The sequence below is a fragment of the Streptococcus sp. 4155 genome (assembly GCF_013276695.1).
Lineage (GTDB): Bacteria > Bacillota > Bacilli > Lactobacillales > Streptococcaceae > Streptococcus > Streptococcus pseudopneumoniae.
The window spans coordinates 1-19,437 of the sequence record NZ_VMLM01000069.1; the positions used below are offsets into that span (position 1 = coordinate 1).

25 protein-coding genes and 4 pseudogenes are annotated in these 19,437 nt (G+C 41.5%); 27 read left to right on the forward strand and 2 right to left on the reverse strand.

Features of this window, described 5'->3' with window-relative positions; genetic code table 11:
• From HT715_RS08575 to HT715_RS08595, 5 genes and pseudogenes are all read left to right on the forward strand, one after another.
• Positions 1-268: pseudogene (locus tag HT715_RS08575) on the forward strand (SAM-dependent methyltransferase); the annotation flags it as partial.
• A complete protein-coding gene (locus HT715_RS08580) occupies positions 265-525 on the forward strand; it encodes a DUF1372 family protein (RefSeq protein ID WP_023937170.1) in 261 nt (86 codons plus the stop codon). The pseudogene HT715_RS08575 and the gene HT715_RS08580, both read left to right, overlap by 4 nt.
• Positions 522-1,013, forward strand: a complete 492-nt coding sequence (locus tag HT715_RS08585; RefSeq protein WP_001093849.1) for a MazG-like family protein — start codon at positions 522-524, stop codon at positions 1,011-1,013. Before HT715_RS08580 ends, HT715_RS08585 begins: the two co-directional genes overlap by 4 nt.
• On the forward strand, positions 1,010-1,432 hold the full coding sequence (locus HT715_RS08590; protein ID WP_000187974.1) for a YopX family protein: 423 nt from the start codon (positions 1,010-1,012) through the stop codon (positions 1,430-1,432). Before HT715_RS08585 ends, HT715_RS08590 begins: the two co-directional genes overlap by 4 nt.
• Positions 1,429-1,665: a DUF3310 domain-containing protein gene (locus HT715_RS08595; protein WP_001067625.1), complete on the forward strand. Its 237-nt coding sequence runs from the start codon at positions 1,429-1,431 to the stop codon at positions 1,663-1,665. Before HT715_RS08590 ends, HT715_RS08595 begins: the two co-directional genes overlap by 4 nt.
• 20 nt (positions 1,666-1,685) lie before the next feature.
• On the opposite strand, the gene HT715_RS08600 is transcribed toward HT715_RS08595, so the two are convergent.
• Positions 1,686-2,039, reverse strand: a complete 354-nt coding sequence (locus HT715_RS08600; RefSeq protein ID WP_000125658.1) for a type II toxin-antitoxin system PemK/MazF family toxin — start codon at positions 2,037-2,039, stop codon at positions 1,686-1,688.
• Complete coding sequence (locus tag HT715_RS08605) at positions 2,023-2,238, reverse strand: AbrB family transcriptional regulator (RefSeq protein WP_001098945.1); 216 nt, start codon at positions 2,236-2,238, stop codon at positions 2,023-2,025. Before HT715_RS08605 ends, HT715_RS08600 begins: the two co-directional genes overlap by 17 nt.
• Before the next feature lie 129 nt (positions 2,239-2,367).
• Here HT715_RS08605 and HT715_RS08610 point away from each other — a divergent pair, with 129 nt between their 5' ends.
• The 22 genes and pseudogenes from HT715_RS08610 to HT715_RS08715 form a co-directional block, all read left to right on the forward strand.
• Complete coding sequence (locus HT715_RS08610; RefSeq protein WP_001237927.1) at positions 2,368-2,814, forward strand: ArpU family phage packaging/lysis transcriptional regulator; 447 nt, start codon at positions 2,368-2,370, stop codon at positions 2,812-2,814.
• 488 nt (positions 2,815-3,302) lie between these two features.
• The gene (locus HT715_RS08615) at positions 3,303-3,797 is read left to right on the forward strand and encodes a terminase small subunit (RefSeq protein ID WP_138706186.1); all 495 of its coding nucleotides are present in this window, start codon (positions 3,303-3,305) and stop codon (positions 3,795-3,797) included.
• A complete protein-coding gene (locus tag HT715_RS08620; RefSeq protein WP_000182319.1) occupies positions 3,787-5,001 on the forward strand; it encodes a PBSX family phage terminase large subunit in 1,215 nt (404 codons plus the stop codon). Before HT715_RS08615 ends, HT715_RS08620 begins: the two co-directional genes overlap by 11 nt.
• An 11-nt stretch (positions 5,002-5,012) precedes the next feature.
• A pseudogene (locus HT715_RS08625) lies at positions 5,013-6,026 on the forward strand (phage portal protein); the annotation flags it as partial.
• A 123-nt stretch (positions 6,027-6,149) separates the two neighbouring features.
• A complete protein-coding gene (locus HT715_RS08630) occupies positions 6,150-6,683 on the forward strand; it encodes a hypothetical protein (protein WP_000588570.1) in 534 nt (177 codons plus the stop codon).
• A 211-nt stretch (positions 6,684-6,894) separates the two neighbouring features.
• A pseudogene (locus tag HT715_RS08635) lies at positions 6,895-7,350 on the forward strand (phage portal protein); the annotation flags it as partial.
• The gene (locus tag HT715_RS08640; protein ID WP_171043164.1) at positions 7,259-8,809 is read left to right on the forward strand and encodes a minor capsid protein; all 1,551 of its coding nucleotides are present in this window, start codon (positions 7,259-7,261) and stop codon (positions 8,807-8,809) included. The pseudogene HT715_RS08635 and the gene HT715_RS08640, both read left to right, overlap by 92 nt.
• Before the next feature lie 289 nt (positions 8,810-9,098).
• Positions 9,099-9,668, forward strand: a complete 570-nt coding sequence (locus tag HT715_RS08645) for a DUF4355 domain-containing protein (RefSeq protein ID WP_001001558.1) — start codon at positions 9,099-9,101, stop codon at positions 9,666-9,668.
• 5 nt (positions 9,669-9,673) lie between these two features.
• On the forward strand, positions 9,674-10,516 hold the full coding sequence (locus HT715_RS08650) for a N4-gp56 family major capsid protein (RefSeq protein WP_023937159.1): 843 nt from the start codon (positions 9,674-9,676) through the stop codon (positions 10,514-10,516).
• An 11-nt stretch (positions 10,517-10,527) separates the two neighbouring features.
• Complete coding sequence (locus tag HT715_RS08655; protein ID WP_000054933.1) at positions 10,528-10,710, forward strand: Rho termination factor N-terminal domain-containing protein; 183 nt, start codon at positions 10,528-10,530, stop codon at positions 10,708-10,710.
• Entirely contained in the window at positions 10,700-10,888 is a 189-nt protein-coding gene (locus tag HT715_RS08660) for a hypothetical protein (RefSeq protein ID WP_000669344.1), read from the forward strand. Before HT715_RS08655 ends, HT715_RS08660 begins: the two co-directional genes overlap by 11 nt.
• Before the next feature lies 1 nt (position 10,889).
• Entirely contained in the window at positions 10,890-11,201 is a 312-nt protein-coding gene (locus tag HT715_RS08665) for a phage head-tail connector protein (RefSeq protein ID WP_000021225.1), read from the forward strand.
• Positions 11,182-11,520, forward strand: coding sequence for a hypothetical protein (locus tag HT715_RS08670; protein ID WP_023937156.1), 339 nt, complete (start codon positions 11,182-11,184; stop codon positions 11,518-11,520). Before HT715_RS08665 ends, HT715_RS08670 begins: the two co-directional genes overlap by 20 nt.
• The gene (locus HT715_RS08675) at positions 11,495-12,010 is read left to right on the forward strand and encodes an HK97-gp10 family putative phage morphogenesis protein (protein WP_023937154.1); all 516 of its coding nucleotides are present in this window, start codon (positions 11,495-11,497) and stop codon (positions 12,008-12,010) included. Before HT715_RS08670 ends, HT715_RS08675 begins: the two co-directional genes overlap by 26 nt.
• On the forward strand, positions 12,007-12,375 hold the full coding sequence (locus HT715_RS08680; RefSeq protein WP_000608236.1) for a hypothetical protein: 369 nt from the start codon (positions 12,007-12,009) through the stop codon (positions 12,373-12,375). Before HT715_RS08675 ends, HT715_RS08680 begins: the two co-directional genes overlap by 4 nt.
• A gap of 2 nt (positions 12,376-12,377) precedes the next feature.
• Entirely contained in the window at positions 12,378-12,791 is a 414-nt protein-coding gene (locus HT715_RS08685) for a phage tail tube protein (RefSeq protein ID WP_000880679.1), read from the forward strand.
• 4 nt (positions 12,792-12,795) lie between these two features.
• Entirely contained in the window at positions 12,796-13,176 is a 381-nt protein-coding gene (locus HT715_RS08690) for a DUF6096 family protein (RefSeq protein ID WP_023937152.1), read from the forward strand.
• Between the two features lie 38 nt (positions 13,177-13,214).
• A complete protein-coding gene (locus HT715_RS08695) occupies positions 13,215-13,565 on the forward strand; it encodes a hypothetical protein (protein ID WP_055387706.1) in 351 nt (116 codons plus the stop codon).
• A pseudogene (locus HT715_RS08700) lies at positions 13,552-14,097 on the forward strand (hypothetical protein); the annotation flags it as partial. The gene HT715_RS08695 and the pseudogene HT715_RS08700, both read left to right, overlap by 14 nt.
• Positions 14,098-15,421: 1,324 nt before the next feature.
• Complete coding sequence (locus HT715_RS08705) at positions 15,422-17,509, forward strand: hypothetical protein (protein WP_138699298.1); 2,088 nt, start codon at positions 15,422-15,424, stop codon at positions 17,507-17,509.
• An 8-nt stretch (positions 17,510-17,517) separates the two neighbouring features.
• A complete protein-coding gene (locus HT715_RS08710) occupies positions 17,518-17,868 on the forward strand; it encodes a DUF6711 family protein (RefSeq protein ID WP_000068028.1) in 351 nt (116 codons plus the stop codon).
• A 4-nt stretch (positions 17,869-17,872) separates the two neighbouring features.
• Positions 17,873-19,437: pblB (locus HT715_RS08715; RefSeq protein WP_240149855.1), on the forward strand; the 1,565-nt coding region annotated here is incomplete at its 3' end.

Below are 19,437 nucleotides of genomic sequence, written 5' to 3' on the forward strand. Positions count from 1 at the left end.
ACATTTGAAATGGGCAGGTCAAAACTCAATTATGCGATCACAATATGGCCAGCTGGATAAAGTTACCTGGCCGGAAGATTTAGCCAAGGATTTTGAAGAATGCATGAGAGTTCTAAAAGTTGGAGGTACTCTAGTTTTTAAATGGTCTGATTGTCAAATCAACGTTAAAGAAGTTCTTAAATCTGTACCTTTTAAACCATTGTTTGGACAACAAAGAGGTACTACGCATTGGATGACGTTTATGAAATTTGAGGAGGTCACAGATTGAAACGATTCATAGCTATCTGGATTCTGGTATCTGCTGGACTAAACATCTGGCAGATGGACAGGATTGCAGAACTAGAAAAGAAGAAGCCTATGGTTATCTACAAGGCGGATAACGCAGGCGCTGAGATATTTGGTAAGGTCGTCGAGAAAGGACGACACGGCAAGCTATATACGCTTACTATTCGTGACTACGGCATTTTCGTAGTTACTAAGGACGTGTATGAGAAGATTAGAGTAGGGGATGAGGTACTACTATGAACACACTAGAAAAAGTCAAACAATGGTTTATTGACCGTGATTTAGAAAACGGTGGACGACTAGACAAGCAGTCATTAAAACTTAGCGAAGAGTTCGGTGAGTTGTGCGCAGGCTATCTCAAGAAGAATGAGAAGCTGACCAAGGATAGCATTGGAGATTGCGCAGTCGTGATTGTCGGTCTGGGATTGTTGAGCAAAGTGGATTTGGATAGTATTTTTGAAGAGTCGAAGAATGTTAGAAAGAACGATATTATGACATCATTCGCGTACGCAAATACATGTATTAGCAACATTCAAACAGAACAACATCTGAAACTTATGACCTTACGTATAAAATCATTGACTCTATTGATTGGTCATCTAAAATCAATCAGCAAGTCGCTAGGTTATGATTTTGAAGAGTGTTTTGAACTGGCATACCAAGAAATCAAAGATCGCAAGGGTCGTTGGATTGATGGCAGCTTTGTGAAGGAGGAGGATTTGGCATGACACCAAAATTTAGAGTGTGGGATAGCGTAGAAAAGAAATTCGTAGAACATTTTTTTATCACAGATAACGGCTTGATTTGCAACATGGAAAAACCAACATCGGACTCCAAACTTCTTATTCCTATCGAAAAGTCAGAATTGATCCTCATGCAATCAACAGGACTCAAGGATAAGAACGGGGTGGAGATTTTCGAGGAGGATGTGGTTTCTAGGAATAGTGGAATGCCCAGCGTAGTCAAATTTGGTAAATGGATTTATGAGGAAGATTTTGGATATAAAATAAAAAATATCGGGTTTCACCTTAATTCTAGTTATGATGATGAATGGTTTCAAGCTATGGACTATGAAGATATTCGCAAGAATTATGAAGTCATTGGCAATATCTACGAAAACCCAGAACTTTTGGAGGATAAGGAATGAACCCAGAAATAATTGACAATATAAACAAACCAAGCCACTACCAAGGTGCAAACGGTCTTGAGGCTATCGATGTTGTGCATAACTTCGTTGGGAGCCTTTCCGGAGCGTCTGCTTTCTTTTGGGGCAACGCAATCAAGTATATGCTACGGTTTCAAAAGAAAAACGGTCTGGAAGACCTGAAGAAAGCACGTAAGAACCTTGATTGGTTGATTGAGGAATTAGAGAAGAACTAAAAAAGCCCAATCCATAAGGACTAGGCTTCGAAGATGAAGTTGTAGAGTTGGACAACCTTCTGAAAACTGGTTGTATCCATGGTTGTGATTTTTTGAGCCTTGCGCTCTCTAAAGTCAAAAGTATAGAGTTGGAGTGGATTGACAGAGCCATCTACCTTATTGGAACGCACAGGAACGAGCAGGCCTTGTTCTTCTAGTCTGCTTTGACCGTGTGTAATAGGGCATACAGCAACAAATCCCGTCCGCTCCGAATATTCTCTACGCGAGACGACAATAGCAGGACGGCGTTTCTGAATCTCACGTCCAACAGACGGGTCGAAGTCAATCCAGATGATGTCCTGTTTTTCTGGAATGTAATCATATTTCGCTGTCAAGGAATTTTACCCCTTCAAAGTCATCTTCCATGCGTAGGTCTGCATCGCCGCTAAATGGGTCTGGAATTTTTGGAGCTAGGACAATGACATTATCTACACCCTTGTAGACAAACATTTCCTGACCTTCTGGAACATTGAGTGTTTTGGGAATGGTCACAGTGACAGAGTTCCCAACCTTACGAGTTTTAACAGTATTCATTTGTTTCTCCTTTATTTTGTATACATACAGTATACATATAAAAACGGAACAAAGCAAGAAAAAAGCCAGCACAGCTGACTCCTTTGTGATATGTTCGCTAAAAATATTATATCATAAAGGAGCGATGTTGTGAGGTTATTAAAAAGCGTTGACGTGCAATTTACCAAAAAAAATGTATATGACGTTCTAGAGAGTTATCGCTCGTATGTCCGAATGGCAGGCGCTGAGTATTTGCCTAAAATTACAACGACCTACTCATTTGAACCAAAGACGTTTACTGGTAAGAACACAGCCACTGAGAATATGGTTATCGAACATGTGGATGCAGAGGCAGAGGTTTTGGAAATTGAGAGAGCTGTGAACTGCATTATGGATCCATACGTTCGGCAGGTTATAGCAAAGAAGTACATGGATATGAAAATCCAATTATCAGACAAGGCTATCTATATGGACTTAGGCTATTCTGAAAGTGAGTTCTATCGCATGCTTAGTAGAGGTGCTTTGGAATTTGCGGAAGCCTATCGAAAAGGTAAGCTGATTGTCTTTCGTAAATTTTTGGGAGATATTTGCAAGTAAATTGCTAGGAAATGGCTTATTTTACATGGTAAAATAGTATTGTCAAGTGATAGGTCAATTGACGTCTCCTTTATACTTTATTATATTTTTCCGAGGTTTCGGCCTCTTAGACAGTAAGGATAGGTTAGCAGGTTGTTTGGGTCTCCTTGAAACTTTTACCAAACGTGCGTTTTACTGCTAGACCAGCTGGTTCAATTCCAGCTACTGTCATTTGAGTGTTTGTGTCCCAGAATGGGGTAGGCAGTAGGCTTAGCATTCATATATCACTCATTAACTTAAAAATGGTTGCAGAAGCGACCGAACCTCGCATGGTTGCGTAGCTACTTATATCCTAGGTAAGTTATAAGCTAGAGGGTTTGATTCCCTCAGAGGTTGTAATGACTATAAAAAATAAAAAAGAAGTCAAAATTTAATACACAAGCAAGGTTGTAGTCGTCTTGCAGGAAGGTCGCACATCGTGTGACTTTTTATTTTGTCGAAAGGTGGTGATGGGCATTGGGTTAAATCAAAGACAAAAGATGTTTGCGAGCGAGTATTTGAGGACTGGAAATGTCTATCAATCCGCAATATTCGCAGGTTATAGTGAAGCGTATGCTAAGACAACCGCTAGTAAATTGCTAGAAAATGCAAGCGTTAAAACGTTTATACAAACCGAAACTGAAAAGATGCATGATGAAAATATTTTGAGCGCTAAAGAGGCTCTTTCGATTCTCTCAGACATTGCAAGAGGCCAGCGACTTGAGGAAGTTTTGATGATGAACCCTGTCACTGGTGAGGTGGATAGAGTTACGAAAAAGGCAGATAATAACACAGTTATTAAAGCGATAGCTGAGATATTGAAGCGTTATCCGACTGCTAAACAAGCTGAGAAACTAGAACTTGAAATCGAAAAACTTAAATCACAAATCGGTGTGGATAATGAACAAGACGATAAATTGATAGACTTCGCCAAGGCTTTGAGAGGTGCTTTTGATGACAAATAAATTTACAAAGCGACAAGAAGAAGTGCTTACACGAGTATTGAATGATGATTTTTTTATCTGTGGTCTCCATGGTGCAAAACGTTCAGGTAAAACTGTTCTAAACAACATGGTCTTCATGAATGAGATTGCACGAGTGAGAGAAACAGCGGATAGATTAAACATAGATGAGCCGATGTATATCTTAGCTGGAACATCTTCAACATCGATACAAAACAATATCATTCAGGAGCTGTATAACATGTTTGATATTGAACCTAAATACGATAAGCACGGAGCTTTTACCCTTTGCGGTGTCAAGGTAGTTCAAGTCTACACCGGTTCTATATCTGGTTTAAAACGCGCCCGTGGCTTTACTGCTTTTGGAGCTTATGTAAACGAGGCATCTCTTGCTAACGAACAAGTATTTAAAGAAATCATCTCACGTTGCTCAGGAGAAGGCGCAAGGATTGTTTGGGACAGTAACCCAGACATCCCAACTCACTGGCTCAGACGGGATTATATCAACTCTGGCGACGATATGATCATCGACTTTCATTTTAAGTTAGATGATAATACATTCATGTCTGACAGATACCGAGAGAATATCAAGAATGCGACACCAGCTGGTGTATTTTATGACCGAGATATTCTTGGTCTGTGGGTGACTGGTGAGGGCGTCGTCTATCGTGATTTTAGCGAGAATATGGTTGTAGATAACGTACCAGAAGATATCACTAAAGTCTATGCTGGTGTTGACTGGGGATATGAACACTTTGGCTCTATTGTTGTCATTGGAGAAACATCTGGCGGTTCAGCTTATCTGTTAGAGGAACACGCTCATCAGTACAAAGAGATAGATTTTTGGGTAGACCTCGCTAAGAATATCAAGGAACGATACGGGAATATTACGTTCTGGGCAGACAGTGCACGACCTGAACACGTTGCTAGATTTCAAAGAGAGCAATTAAGAACATTCAACGCTAATAAAGCGGTATTGTCTGGTATTGAAGAAGTAGCCAAGCTGATGAAAGCTGGGCGTTTTTTTGTTGTATCAAACAAGGTCAGCAAGTTCAAAGATGAAGTCTACCAATACATCTGGAACGAAAAGACAGGCGAACCAGTGAAAGAGAATGACGACGTACTAGATGCGGTGCGTTATGCGATTTACTCGCAACATTCGCAACCAAAAGCAACCGTCCGCAGACGTTCTGATTATGGTCTATAGAGAGGAAAGACATGTACCAATATTTAACCTATCCACGGGATGGATACGATGAGGGTTCTTTGAAGAAAGACCTGATTTACAAATTGATAACGATACATAACACTGAAAGCTCACATTTGAAGAAGCTTAAAAGCTACTATTTGGGTGAGCATGCTATCTTAGAACACACGAGACGCAACGTGAACGCACCGAATTACAAGACGGTAGCTAATCATGCCAAGGATATCGCAGACACGGCTACGGGCTATTTTATGGGCAATCCTATCAAGTATAACAATACTGCTGACGGTGATATCGATGAACTACTTACAGCCTTTGATGGTGCTGAGATTGACCAAGTAGATGCTCAGAATGCTTTGAACATGGCTATCTATGGTCGTGCTTACGAGTACATCTATGCTAAAGAGGGTATGACTGAGTTGGACTCAACTAGTATTGATCCGGAGAATACTTTCATGGTCTACGATGATAGTATTGAGCGGAAGCCTTTGTTTGCGGTCTATTACTATGAAGTAAAAGACGATACGAAAGACACTACCAAGTACCAGGCTGAGGTCTTTACCGAAAATCTGCACTATCACATGGTGCTGAGAAGTACAGATTCAGGAACAACTCAGAGCGAGGAGGCAACACCTCACAACCTTGGTCAAATCCCAATTATCGAGTATCGCAACAATCACTTTGCCATTGGCGACTACGAGCAACAGATTAGCTTGATTGATGCCTATAATTCCTTGATGGGTAACCGTGTCAACGATAAGGAGCAGGCAGTAGAGTCTATCCTTGTCTTATATGGCACACAGTTAGCAGACACTCCAGAAGATGCCAAGGTAGCGATGAAGATTCTTTCTGAAGAAGGTCTTTTGGAATTGCCGGGCGATAGTGCAAGAGCCGAGTTCTTGAAGAATACGCTGGATGAAAGTGCTACGGAAATCTTGCGTACAGCTCTTAAAGAGGACATCTACACATTTAGCCATGTGCCTAATTTGACTGATGAGAATTTCGCAGGGAATACTTCGGGGGTGAAATAGTTGCCCTCCTCAAAGGTAACTTTGAGGTAATAAATCGGGTTAAAATTGGAAGGCGCAAAACAGTAATAACCTAGATATTTATATTCTGTTATGGTATAATAATCTAGGAGAAGATGAATGATAAAAGATAAAATGCACAAACATCTAAATCAAGTTTATTACTCTATGTTAGCAAGGTGTTATGATGAAAAACATTGGGCTTATAAATGGTATGGGAAACGTGGAATAGGTGTTTCTGATGAATTTAGTGATGTAGCTAAGTTCAGAAGTTGGGCAATGCAAAACGGAGTAGAATTTGGTTTGCAATTAGATAGGATAGATAATGACAAAGACTACTCACCAAGTAATTGTAGGTGGGTTCCTGAACATACAAATAAACGTAATCGTTCTGATAACGTTAAGTATAAGGGATATATCTTGAGAGACTATCTAAAAAAATTATCTGAAGAAAACAACATTTCTTTTTCAACTCTTGTCTACAGATATTATCGTTCCATAAAACGAGATGATATAATCGTTAATGATGAAACAATAGATGATATCTTATTGAATTATAAAAAATACGATTTAAGACAATTTTCAAAAGGTGTGGACATGTCTGGTAAGACAATTGTTCGAGATGAAAAAGGGAGATTTGTGACATATTACTGAAGCTAATCAATTACCACTGCTGGTAGAAATATCAGTAAGGTTTAACGACTAGATAGAGTAAGCTAAGTGAGAAACGGTACATAGTATCGTTTTTTTTATATGCAGAAATATCCACGAAATCCGACACCCTGATAAGGGTGAAGAGATAGTCTGAACTTACGGGAAACCGTAAGAAGTAGAGGATAAAGAGCCTCTACGGTAACAAAATTGAGCTATGGAATTTAAGCTGATGGGCCTTGAGATGATTACTAAGACCAAGGAAGCGAACTATAAGCGAGGATTGCGTCAGCGTATTGCGATTTTTGCTCATTACTTGGGTATGAAACAGATTGCACTAGAGTCTCATTCAATCGTTCCACAATTCAGCCGTGGTTTGCCTAAAAACTTGCTGGAAATCTCTCAGATTGTGAACAATTTGGAAGGTAAAGTGACCAATAGGCAGCTTATTTCTCTCTTGCCGTTTGTGGAAGACCCTGACGCTGAACTGGAAGCCTTGGAAGAAGAAAAAAAGAAGAACATGGAAGACATGCCGATGTTCAACAAAGACAACACGAAACCCGAAGACGAGGTAGAGGATGAAGAATCAGGAGTATTGGGCGAAGAGGAAAGCCAATCTGATTTACCAGCAGATGGACAAGGCCGAAAAGCAGGCAGACCAGTTCGATAAGGTCTATCAGGAAGCCAAGACTTACTTGGATAAGGAAGTCAATAAGATTTTTGATAAGTTCCAACGTGATTATGGTCTAAGTCAGGTAGATGCTAGACAAGTCTTGAAGAACATGAAAGACAAGAAAAATCTGAATGAACTTCGTAAAGTACTTGAAGCAAGACCGAATGACCCGAACATCCAAAGATTACTAGCTGACTTAGACAGCCCAGCTTATTCTTTTCGTATGAAGCGCCTAGAGCGTTTGAGTGATGATTTAGATCGTATGCGTGAATCTATCTATCATTCAGAGAAGACAGGCTCAGACGCCTTCTATAGCGACCTGATGAAGGATAGTTACTACAAGGCTACCTTTGACCTGCAACAGCAGACAGGGCTGGCATATGGCTTTTCTGGGCTTCCTGAGAGCGAGATTAAACATCTACAGTCTTTTAGTTGGGTAGGAGATGGAAGTACCTACTCAACAAACATCTGGAAGAATACGGGGAAGCTTACTTCTAGCATAAAAGATGAACTACTCATGAGCCTCATGACAGGAAGAGGAACACGAGAAACGGCACAAGCAATTGCTGAGCGGTTCAATGTGGGGCAGAACGATGCAAGGCGTTTGGTTCGGACAGAATCAGCCTTTTTTCATAACCAAATGGAGCTACTCAACTATGAGGAAGCGGATATAGAGAAGTATATCTTTGTGGCCGTCTTAGACAAGCGTACATCACGCATTTGTCAGGAGCATGACAATCAGGTCTATGATAGGGATAAGGCTGTCCCTGGTGTCAATTGTCCGCCTATGCACCCTTGGTGTAGGTCTACTACTGTCGGATACGATGAGGACGCAGACTACAGCAACTTGAAGCGCAGAGCAAGGAATCCAGAGACAGGTAAAGTTGAGTACGTGCCTGCCGATATGACTTATAAAGAGTGGTATAGCAAGTATGTTGCGAAAGATGTAAAAAATGAAATACAAGATTATAAGAAAAGTGACAAAACCGTTTCAAGATATAATACCCCAAAATTGTTTTCTGATGTTAGTAACGCATGGGATGAAATTGGGAGGGGTGGATTATCGAAAGAACAACTTGTAGACTTACTAAAATCTGAATATGAATTAGGTAATTTTTCGAGTGATATAACCAAATTGATAGGAGTAAGTTCTGCTTATATAGATGTTAGCAGTTTAGCTACTTCATTAGTGAGACATGGACAACAGTATTCCTTAGATGAGTTTATGTTAATAAAAGAGGCAGTTCAAAAACCTTATTTGATTCTAGATAATTCAGAGAGGGTTGAAAAATCAATTATTTCATATGTAAAAATACCTAACAAAGATAAGGTCATTATGGAAGCGGTGATGGTGCCACGAGATGAAATGCTAGTCATTCACTTTAACAAGGTGGGGATTCGTCAAGTTAAAAAGAATGGAAAAAATATGTTGACGCTTTACAAAAAGGAAAAATAGTGCTATACTTTTGGTAAAGATAGAGGTTGAGAATCTGTCACCAACGCGCCACTTATAGTGGGTCGAGAAATGCAGGAGCCCCGACAGTCCTGCCTATCTTGCGCTTAGATAGTAATCTAGGCGCTTTTTTGTTGCAATAAACCACTATAAACCGCATCGAAATCGAGGCGGTTTTCTTATGCCCTAACCGTATGGAATCCCGTACGGTTTTAATATTGTCCAAGCATTGAAGACACTAAAAGCTATGGAAATTACAGTCGGGGACGACTTTAAAAATAGGAGGTTCGCAATGAACGAAGAAACACAAACAGTCGAAACGGTTGAAGAACAAAAGGTACCTGCAGAACCTGCACAACAACCGCAAGACGAGAAGAAGTACACGGACGCAGATGTCGATGCTATCATCGATAAGAAGTTTGCCAAGTGGAAGTCAGAGCAAGAAGCCAAGGAAAACGAAGCTAAGAAGCTTGCTAAGATGAACGCTGATGAAAAACAGAAATATCAGTTGGATCAGCGTGAGCAAGAACTAGCTGACCGTGAAAAGGCTATTGCTCGTAAGGAATTGACCGCAGAGGCTAAAGCAATGCTAAGTGAACGTGACTTACCTGTTGAGTTAGTGAATGTAGTTGATTTGACAAGCGCAGAGACGGTATCTCAATCTGTCGCTGTATTACAGAAATCATGGGAACAAGCCGTGCAAAAAGGCGTACAAGAAAAGCTAAAAGGCGGAGCTCCAATGAAGCAAGCACCAGTCGATAGTGACGGTATCACAAAAGAAGAATTTGCTCGCATGGGTTATCAGAGTCGAAATGAACTCTATCAAAAGAACCCAGAACTCTATAAGAAATTGAAAGGTTAAAATAAATGACAGCAGGACAAACTAAACTAGCCACTATGGTTAACCCAGAAGTGATGGCGGACATGGTTTCCGCTAAACTACCTAAATTGATTAAATTTACTCCACTTGCTTATGTGGAAACAGCACTCCAAGGACAACCAGGGAACACTCTAACAGTTCCAGCATGGGAGTACGCAGGAGATGCGACTGAGGTTGGAGAAGGTCAAGCTATTTCTCCAGACAAATTGACTACTAAAAAGACTACTATGACCATCAAAAAGGCTGCTAAAGGTTATGAAATTACCGATGAAGCTCTTTTGTCAGGTCTTGGTGACCCACTAGGTCAAGCCACTTACCAGCTTGGTTTGGCTATTGCTAACAAGATTGATGATGATTTGGTAGCGGTGGCTAAGACTGCAACACAGCACGTTGCAGAGGCTCCAACAACTCTAGCGACTATTGATAAAGCTCTTGAGATTTTTGAGGACGAAGAAGATGCGCGATATGTTGCTATCATCAACCCTAAAGATGCTATCAAGCTAAAAACTGACGTAGCAAAAGAATGGACTAAAGGTTCAGAGCTTGGCGCAGATATGGTTGTATCCGGAACGTTCGGTGAAGCAGCTGGTGTGCAAATTGTACGCTCTAAAAAAGTTGATGAAGGTAAAGGCTTTATCGTCAAAGTCTCTCCTAGTCAAACTCAGACAGATGATGCCAATAAATATGGAGCTTTTGTCATCTTGCTAAAACGTGATGTGGCTATCGAAACAGACCGTGACATCCTTAAAAAGACAACAGTCATCACTGGTGATGAACACTACGGTGTTTACCTATACGACCCTACACGAGTTGTAAAATTCGGTGAGTAAGAGGTGATGATATGAGCTTATTGCTACGACGTCATTATATCCAAGAGGAGCAAGCTGGCCAGTATTCTGATTTAGAAAATAAGACTTTAGAAGAGTTGAAGAATCTAGCTAAAGAAGCTGGCATAACTGGTGCCTATAAGTTATCAAAAGCTGAAATTGTAGAGGTGTTGGAGGATTTAAAAAGTGAAATTTAAAATCAAACAAGATTTCTATGACTGGGAATTAAATGTGAAACGACTGGCAGGAGAGGAACTTGAGATTACTGAGGAGCGCTATGCCGAGCTGGCAGATAATTTCGCCAGCAATGGTGTCGCTATCTCAGACGTTCTTGAGGAAATTCTCCCTGAGCCTGAGTTTTTAGAAGAGGATTGATATGTCTATAGAGTTGCTGAAGAAAATGACAGGCGAAGAAGATACTCAGCTTCTCATGTTGCTCCAAACGAGGGCTACAAATCTTATCTTATCAGAGACTAACCGCACATCTTTGACACCTGCTTTAAGCCTCTTAATACCTGAGGTCGCTATCGAGCTCCACAATCGCTCAGGAGCGGAAGGAGAGCATTCCAGAACCGAGGGTGGTATAGCAGTAGTCTACGGAGAAAACGGCCTGTCTACGGGTCTTTTACAGCGTATACGCATGCACAGATTAGCAAGGGTGGCAGGCCATGTTTTTGAAGCAGAGTAGACTGAAACCTTATCCAATGCGACGGTTTGAAAAGACTGTCACAGAGGAAGGTGTCGCAAAAGAAGGGTATGCCAAGGAAGCTGAGACAGTCCGCCTTGAATTGTGGCCAGCTGGTAGTAAACTACAATCTGAATTGTATGGTGAGCGTGTCAACGACATTTTGAACGCAAATGCCAACAAGTCAGCTACTATCAAAGTGAAAGATGGTGTGTGTATCGATAGCCCGACGGAAGTGACTCACAGGGTTATCTCTAAAAAGGTCTACACATATCATCAAGTTTTGGAGTTAGAGCGTGTCAGAGCTACGAGGGGCAGATAGGCTCATAGCTAAATGTAGACGATTAGCTAGTAAAAAAGCTGGCGAGGATATCGTTTTACGTGCGGTACACAATGCTGCTATAAAGGTTGTCCAAGCCGATGCTAAAAGACTAGCACCAGGCAACAATGGAGAACTTAGAAACAGTATCAAGACTAGGGTTAAAATGGACGGAGATAAGGCTATAGGTGAGGTTTACACAAATCTACACTATGCTCCTTATGTTGAGTTTGGAACAGGACCCAAGGGTCAGGCTAGCCATTCTGGTATCTCTCCAGAAGTCAGCGTGACTTATCGCTCTAGTCCGTGGTATGTGCATGAAGACCAAATCAATGTAGGGCCTTACTACTTTCAAAAGATTGGGGAGTTCTACAAGATGTATGGTCAACCTGCTCAGCCTTATCTTTATCCAGCTTTGAGAGACAATCAAGAGCGTGTGTCTAAGAATATTTCGGATTATGTCCGTAGAAAGATAAGAGAACAAATAAAATGATTAATATCAAGCCTGTTATTTATAAAGAATTGCAAAAGGTTGCAGATAATGTGACTGATACGTATCCTAGCGATTGGGAGACTTTTCCAGTCGTTATTTTTTTGGAAGAACAAAACAAGCCGGGTGATTGGTTTGATGACCAGGAACAAAAATCCTCTATCCGCTACAAGGTGGATATCTTTGATGATACAAGCACTAGTGAGTTAGCTGTTAAAATCAATCAGATTTTTGAGTCTTTAGGTTTACGAAGAACCGACTGCCAAGACGTGCCAGACCCGTCCCATTTGAGACATAAGGTCATGCGTTTTGAAGGGGTTGTTGACTTACACTCAGAGCTTGTTTTTCAATTTAGAATGGAGAATTAAACATGTTAGCAAACGGAATTACGCTTTCTTATAGCGAAACCAAAGGTAGCTATACTAAGCTTGTTGGATTGAAAGAAGTACCAGAGTTTGGTATCGAACCTGAAAAAGTAGAGAACACTACTCTTGAAGATAAAGTTAAGAAGTACGAATTTGGTATTGGTGATGCAGGGGAATTGGAATACAAGTTCTCTTATAACAATTCAAGCGAAACTGCTCCTTACCGTGTATTGCGTAAGGCAGCAGACGACAAGAAGAAACTCTACTTTGAACAAGCTTATCCAGACGGTACTAAGGTCAATTTTGAAGGCCAAGTATCTGTTAAACTGGGCGGTGGCGGTGTCAATGCCGTTATCGAGTTCACACTTAAGATTGCATTGCAGTCAGAATTGGAATTTACAGACGGTCTTGGAGGTTAATTAAATGGCGTTACCTTACTCAATTTGGAAGATTAGCGATGAGAAAGAGTTAAAACTACGACTTTCATCTCATCAAGCAGCAAAAGTTGAAGAAAAAATCGGTATGAACTTACTGAAAATCTTCATGCCTGAAGCTGGCGAAGAGTTTCCTTTGCCTCCTTTAAAAGTTGTATTGCTCTTGATTCATGGAGCTTTGCAAAAGTATGAGAATGGGTATTCTCTTGAGGATGTCTACGATCTATACGATGAATACGTGGATAATGGTGGAGACCAAACAACCTTCATGACAGAGGTTTTAATGCCACTCTTTGAAGTGTCGGGTTTTACTCCACGAGGAAGCAAGGACAAGAAAATTTCCAAGAAGAAAATGACAGTAGTCGAGTAATCTTAACGGTAACGCAGATTATTGAGAGGCTTTATCCTATGTTTTTGGACATCGGGGGTAAGCCTCTTGATTTTTGGGATTTAACGGTGCTTGAAATCAGGGAAATGATTGAAAGCTACAACCGTGTCAAAATCCAAGAGCGTAAAGAGAAGATTATTGACTCGTACAGACTTTCGCAGATGATTTCCAATCACGTTTCTTTATTGTTATCCAAAGATGCCAAGGTCTTTGAGTTCTGGGAATATGCGCCTGAGTTGTTTGTAGAAGAACAACAAGCAGTAGAACAGGAACGACAGAGACAAGCGCTTTTGTTGCATAAGGAACGGATGCGTGATTTTGCAGAAAGACACAATCGCAAAAGGAAGGAGGAAATGAATGGCAACTCTTGACGAATTGAAAGTCATGATTGACGCTGAGATAGCGCCTTTCAGGAAGAAGATGAAAGAAGTCGAGAATCAGGTCAAGGGAACATCTGACCAAGTGAAAAATGCCACTGCCAAAGTTCGTGAACAGTCGAATTCAATCGGTAGTACGTTTGGTAAGCTGGCTAAGTTTGCTGGTTTTGCAATCCTTGGTAAGAAATTGCTTGATGTTGGGATGTATTCAACGCAGACAGCTCTTGAAGTATCAGCGTCTATGAACCAAATTAAGCGACAGATGGGTGAGAGTTCGCAATCTTTCTTAAAATGGGTTAACGATAACGCTAATGCCATGAATATGGGTGTGGGCGAGGCTACTAACTATGGTGCAGTCTACTCAAACTTATTTTCTGGATTTATCAAAGACACCAACAAGCTAAGCGCTTATACTGCTAAGATGTTGCAGACGTCGGCAGTTGTTGCTGAAGGTTCTGGGCGCACGATTACAGACGTTATGGAGCGGATTCGCTCAGGTTTGCTAGGGAATACGGAAGCGATAGACTTTTGTCGCACCGCTTAGAAATAGGCGGATTAAGAACTTACCAAAATCGGTAAAACTCTAAATTTTAAGTAATTAAAACATGACGATACCGAGGTAAACTAAGCAATTAAAAAGGCTTGGTCACCGTAGAGCATAGGGATTGAACCTGTGCTTTTTGTTTTGTCAAAAAGTATAGAATAAAATATCCCCACGAGTGGTGAGCACCTAGACAATTCGGTTGTAGGTGAAAATATATGCCGAACTTACAAGAAATTGTAAGAAGTATGGATAAAAAGCCATGCGATAACATTATTGAGAAGACCTAGGAATCAACGTCAATGTGGCTATGATTGAGTCTACTGAAGCCTTTAAACGTTTTGCAAACGGACAAAGCTGGCAACAGTTGGACTACCAAACCCAGCAACAAATCCGCCTTATGGCTATCCTGGAACAGGCTACGGCAAAGTATGGGAATACCTTGTCCAATTCTGTAAATGGACGTATTAGTCTATTTAAGTCTCTGATGAAGGACGCTGCATTGAACCTTGGTAACTCTATGTTGCCGATTATCAATGCCATTATGCCTGTCTTGAACTCTTTTGCCATGGTCTTAAAGAATGTTACTGCTAAACTCGCTGAGTTTATCGCTTTGATGTTCAACAAGAAAGCTACGGTAAAAGATGGTGTTGGTGGTGCAGTTGGAGACATGGGTAACGCCATGAAAGACGCTGCAGGCGGAGCAGGAGACCTTGCTGATGCAGTGGACGACGCTGGAGATTCAGCAGGAGGACTTGCTGATAATCTTGGAGACTCAGCCAAAAACGCTAAGAAAGCTGCTAAAGAGTTGCTAGGTCTTTTGGGATTTGACGAGATTAATATCTTACAAAAACCAAAAGACGATGATGCAGGCGGTTCTGGCGGTGGAGGTGGTGGCAAAGGTGGTAAAGGAAAGGGAGGCGGTGGCGGACCTTTCAAAGACATCTTGCCAGAAGTCGAGTTGACCGACATGGGTAACCAGTTCAAGAGCATTTTTGACGGGCTAGGAGACAAGCTTAAAGGGTTGTTTGACCTCTTCAAAAAAGGTTTTGATGCAGCATTTAGGCCAGAAGGTATTGAACGCATTAAGACCGCCTTAGACCAAATAGCTAAGACAATGGGAGAAATCGCCACTGACCCAAGGGTTGTGAATGCCTTTAATCGCATGGCTGAGAAAATCGCTTATGCTTTAGGGCAAGTGACAGGCTCAATAGCTACTATCGGGCTAGGTATCGGTGTTTTCCTCGCTGAAAGTATTGCAAATGGTCTTGGAAGGCAAAAGGAACGCATTACCAGGGCGCTAGTTGCTTTGTTTGATAATATTGGTAACATTGCAGAGGCAGTAGGAAACATCGCTCAGGCATTTTCTAGTGCTTTCTACGACGTCATTACCTCAACCGGTGCGGTTCGTATAGGTAGTGCTATTGTGTCAACTCTATTAAGCTTGACATCTACCATTGTTGAAGTCGGTAGCAAATTAGCAGGAAGTTTGTTTAAAGGTTTTGAAAAAGTCGTTGTGACAAGCGCTCCTAAAATTTCATCAGTCTTCCAAAGTTTATTAGATACTGTTGCGCCTGTATTTGAGAGCATTGAAAGGTCTGTTAACAAATTTGGCGATGGCTTAAGTCGTGTTTATGATGAACATGTAGTCCCTGCTATTAACTCTATTGCTAATGCTTTTAATGGGCTAATTGATATTATTCAAATACTTTGGGAGAATTCTTGGCAACCTTTTGCTGAGTTTTTATCAGGAGTATTCGGTGTTAGTATTGAAGGAATTTCAGATTTATTGGGAGGTGGCCTTTTAGCCACTTTGGGACTATTGGCGGATGCTATTAAGTTAGTGGCAGATGGTTTCACCGTTTTTTCTGACTGGTGTAAAGAAAACAAAGAACCTATCTTGGCTTTGATAACAGCTTGGCAAACAATTAATTTCTTATCATGGGCTGAACAAGCCGGGGGACTTGCAGGAGCATTCGAATTATTAAGTAGTAAGGTTTCCTTTATTGTTAGCGGAATTAAAAATCTTGGACTAGCTTTGAAAGCTTTGACATTTGATAAATTGGTCAGCTTCGGAGAAACCATCTATTTGAATGCGTTGTACGCAAAAGATTTTGTTGTCAATTCAGGTAAAACAATTGCACAGCTAGGGAAAACTGCTTTAGAACTTGGTAAATCAGCTCTAGCATGGACTGCTCATACAGCGAAAATGGGATTAGCAACCGCGGCGGAATTTGCACATTCTGTGGCAGCAGGAGTCGCTACAGCTGCAACATGGGCTTTTAATGCAGCGTTAGCAGTTTTGACAAGTCCAATAACCTTAGTTATTGCAGCAATCGCAGCCTTAATTGCTATTGGTGTCTTGCTCTACCAAAATTGGGACACTGTTGTTGAGTTTGCTAAAACAGCATGGCAAGGACTATGTGATTTTATCAGTGGTATTTGTCAAGCGATTGGCGAATTTTTCAGCGGTCTATGGACGAAGCTACAAGAAATCTTTGAGCCAATAGGTCAATGGTTTGGCGAGAAGTTCCAGCAAGGATGGGATGCTATTGTAAACATCTTCTCTGGCATCGGAGAGTGGTTCTCTGGTGTATTCCAAGGTGCGTGGGACGCTATCGTTAATATCTTCACACCAATCGGCTCATGGTTCGGACAACGTTGGGCGGATGTGACTAGTGCTTTAGCTAATATCGGGGCATGGTTTACGGATATGTTCCAAAAAGCATGGACTGGCTTAACAAACATCTTTAGCAAACTAGGTTCTTGGTTTGGCGAGAGATGGAACGATGTTACAAGTGCACTTTCCAAAGTAGCAAGCTGGTTTGGCGATATATTCGGAAAAGCTTTTGACGCTGTTAAAAATGCCTTTAGCTCTATTGGCGACTTCTTTAAAGGCGTTTGGGATACTGTCAAAAGTATCTTCGTTAATGCTGGTCAGATGGTCGGTGAGGCAGTAGGTGGAGCGTTTAAGAGCGCAGTCAATGCGGTTCTTGGAACGATTGAAAATGTGGTCAATGGCTTCATCGGCATGATTAATGGTGTTTTAGATGTTGTCAGAAACTTACCTGGTCTGGGATGGATTGGAAGTGTAAGCACAGTTAGCCTTCCTCGTCTTGCCCGTGGTGGTATCGTTGATAGTCCAACTATTGCCATGATTGGTGAAGCAGGTAAAGAGGCGGTCGTACCACTTGAAAATACAGGATTTATCCAAACACTTGGGCGAGTAGTCAGCAGTGCGGTAGTAAATGCCATGGCTGGTGTTGGTCCACAAGGTGGATTTTCTGGCGACGGCGACATCGTTATCCAAATCGCAGGCCATGAGTTCGGACGGGTAGCCATCCAAGAAATTAACAAGGAACATGAACGAGCAGGTCAAACCTTGCTCAAGATTTAGGAGGTTAAATGGCACAATTGACAATCAATGGGGTGGCTGTGAAGCCTCCCAAATCTTTTCAAGTCGGTATTCAAGATATCGATGGAGAGACAGGGCGTAATGCCAATGGCGACATGGTGCGTGACCGTATCACGACCAAACGCAAACTAGACTGTGAATGGGGTATGATGACTCAGGGAGAATTAAGTCAGCTTTTACATGCTGTATCATCTGAATTTTTTGAGGTGTCTTATCCAGACCCCATGGATGGCCAAGTCACAAAGACTTTCTATGTCGGTGATAGGACAGCTCCTAGCTATACCTTTACTGAGAAGTTTAAACCTTGGTCTGGCGCTAAATTTAATCTGGTAGAGAGGTAAGAAAATGGATGCTTTAACCAGACGACAATTTGACAGAGCCATGTTTGCCAAGGAAAGGACGCTGGCTATTCGTGTTGGTGATTATACTTCACGGGATATCAAAGAGGCTAGTTTTGAGTATGGCTACATCAAGGGCGATACTTATAAGCCTGGTGGAACCTGCGCTGGTAGCGGTAAAATTACCTTTACCAGTATCATTACCACGTTCAATAAGCTGGATACCCTGCACCCTGAGATTGGTCTACTGGTTGGGGATACCTACCAGTGGGTCAAGATGGGGGAATACTTCATCAACGATATTGAGATTGACCGAAACCGCAACACAACCACACTTGAACTTATGGATGGTATGTTTAAGCTCAATCGTGAGTATGTGACAGATTTGCATTTCCCAGCTGAAGTACGAGAGGTTATTCAGGAAATCTGCCTGAAAACAGGCATTGAGTTAGCGAATGACTATTTCGGAATCAGCGCGATGCGTTACCATGTCGAGCAAGTTCCTGAAGGAAAGAAACTTTCATTTAGGGATATGCTGAGCGCTATGACTCAGATGATAGGGATGTCTTGTTTCTTCAACCGAGAAGGGAAGATGGAAATCCGTGATTTAACTGAGTCAAATATCACGATAAACGCAGACAGTTACTTCCTACATGGTTTAACCAAGAGTGAGATTGAGTATCAGATAGCTGGTATTACTTGTAAGACAGATAAGAAGCCTCTTACGGTTGGTATGAAGACAGGTCGGTCTTTGGAACTAGACAATGTCTTCATGACCCAGAGCGCTTTAAATGACCTGTATTACAAGCTGAAAAACCTGACTTACTATCCGTATAATCTCAACTACCAAGGGCATTTACTGCTTGAGGTTGGGCAGTGGGTAACCATTCAGACCAACAAGAAAGAAACCTTTAAAGTTCCTGTCTTAAGTCAGAGCTTTACTTTCAAAGGTGGTCTAAGAGGTCGTATCAGCGCAGATAGTAAAGCTGGAAATGATACGCAGTATTCTTACGAGGGTACGATTACCAAGCAGATTAAGCAACAAGATGGCATTGAAGCCAAAATCCAAGCGCAGATAGAAGCAGCAGACGCAGCCTTTGACGCTGAATTTACTAAGCGTGAGAAAGCTATCACGGATGCCATCGAACTTGCCAAGGCTAAGGCGGAAGAAGTCAAGCAAGAAGTGTCTGACACTATCAATCAGCGTTTCAATAGCTTTCATGATGAACCTTTACGAGAATCAAGGCGCAAGGCTGAGGAAGCTTTGAAACAAGCTGGCGCAAGTAGCTCTCTTGCTCAGGAAGCCAAGCGGATTGGGCTGGATTCTGTTGCTAGACTTGAAGCGTTTAAATCGCAGACTAGGAATGCTCAGACGGCTTTGTCGGGTGATTTGAATCTTCTAAAGCAGACAGTTACCAATGATATAAGCTCCAAGCAAAGGCAACTTAAAACTGACATTTCCAAACAAGTTCAAGCTCTCGGTCAGATAAAGAATGACTTGGCTGGAGTCAGAAGCTCTCAGGCAAGATATGAAGAGACGACTAAAGGCAGGCTAACTGCACTGACGAACAG

Coding starts and splice junctions, on each gene's coding strand:
- HT715_RS08585 (WP_001093849.1), top strand. CDS start 522: ATGAACACACTAGAAAAAGTCAAACAATGGTTTATTGACCGTGATTTA.
- HT715_RS08590 (WP_000187974.1), top strand. CDS start 1,010: ATGACACCAAAATTTAGAGTGTGGGATAGCGTAGAAAAGAAATTCGTA.
- HT715_RS08595 (WP_001067625.1), top strand. CDS start 1,429: ATGAACCCAGAAATAATTGACAATATAAACAAACCAAGCCACTACCAA.
- HT715_RS08605 (WP_001098945.1), bottom strand. CDS start 2,238: ATGAATACTGTTAAAACTCGTAAGGTTGGGAACTCTGTCACTGTGACC.
- HT715_RS08615 (WP_138706186.1), top strand. CDS start 3,303: ATGGGCATTGGGTTAAATCAAAGACAAAAGATGTTTGCGAGCGAGTAT.
- HT715_RS08620 (WP_000182319.1), top strand. CDS start 3,787: ATGACAAATAAATTTACAAAGCGACAAGAAGAAGTGCTTACACGAGTA.
- HT715_RS08630 (WP_000588570.1), top strand. CDS start 6,150: ATGATAAAAGATAAAATGCACAAACATCTAAATCAAGTTTATTACTCT.
- HT715_RS08640 (WP_171043164.1), top strand. CDS start 7,259: ATGAAGAATCAGGAGTATTGGGCGAAGAGGAAAGCCAATCTGATTTAC.
- HT715_RS08645 (WP_001001558.1), top strand. CDS start 9,099: ATGAACGAAGAAACACAAACAGTCGAAACGGTTGAAGAACAAAAGGTA.
- HT715_RS08650 (WP_023937159.1), top strand. CDS start 9,674: ATGACAGCAGGACAAACTAAACTAGCCACTATGGTTAACCCAGAAGTG.
- HT715_RS08655 (WP_000054933.1), top strand. CDS start 10,528: ATGAGCTTATTGCTACGACGTCATTATATCCAAGAGGAGCAAGCTGGC.
- HT715_RS08665 (WP_000021225.1), top strand. CDS start 10,890: ATGTCTATAGAGTTGCTGAAGAAAATGACAGGCGAAGAAGATACTCAG.
- HT715_RS08670 (WP_023937156.1), top strand. CDS start 11,182: ATGTTTTTGAAGCAGAGTAGACTGAAACCTTATCCAATGCGACGGTTT.
- HT715_RS08680 (WP_000608236.1), top strand. CDS start 12,007: ATGATTAATATCAAGCCTGTTATTTATAAAGAATTGCAAAAGGTTGCA.
- HT715_RS08685 (WP_000880679.1), top strand. CDS start 12,378: ATGTTAGCAAACGGAATTACGCTTTCTTATAGCGAAACCAAAGGTAGC.
- HT715_RS08690 (WP_023937152.1), top strand. CDS start 12,796: ATGGCGTTACCTTACTCAATTTGGAAGATTAGCGATGAGAAAGAGTTA.
- HT715_RS08695 (WP_055387706.1), top strand. CDS start 13,215: ATGTTTTTGGACATCGGGGGTAAGCCTCTTGATTTTTGGGATTTAACG.
- HT715_RS08710 (WP_000068028.1), top strand. CDS start 17,518: ATGGCACAATTGACAATCAATGGGGTGGCTGTGAAGCCTCCCAAATCT.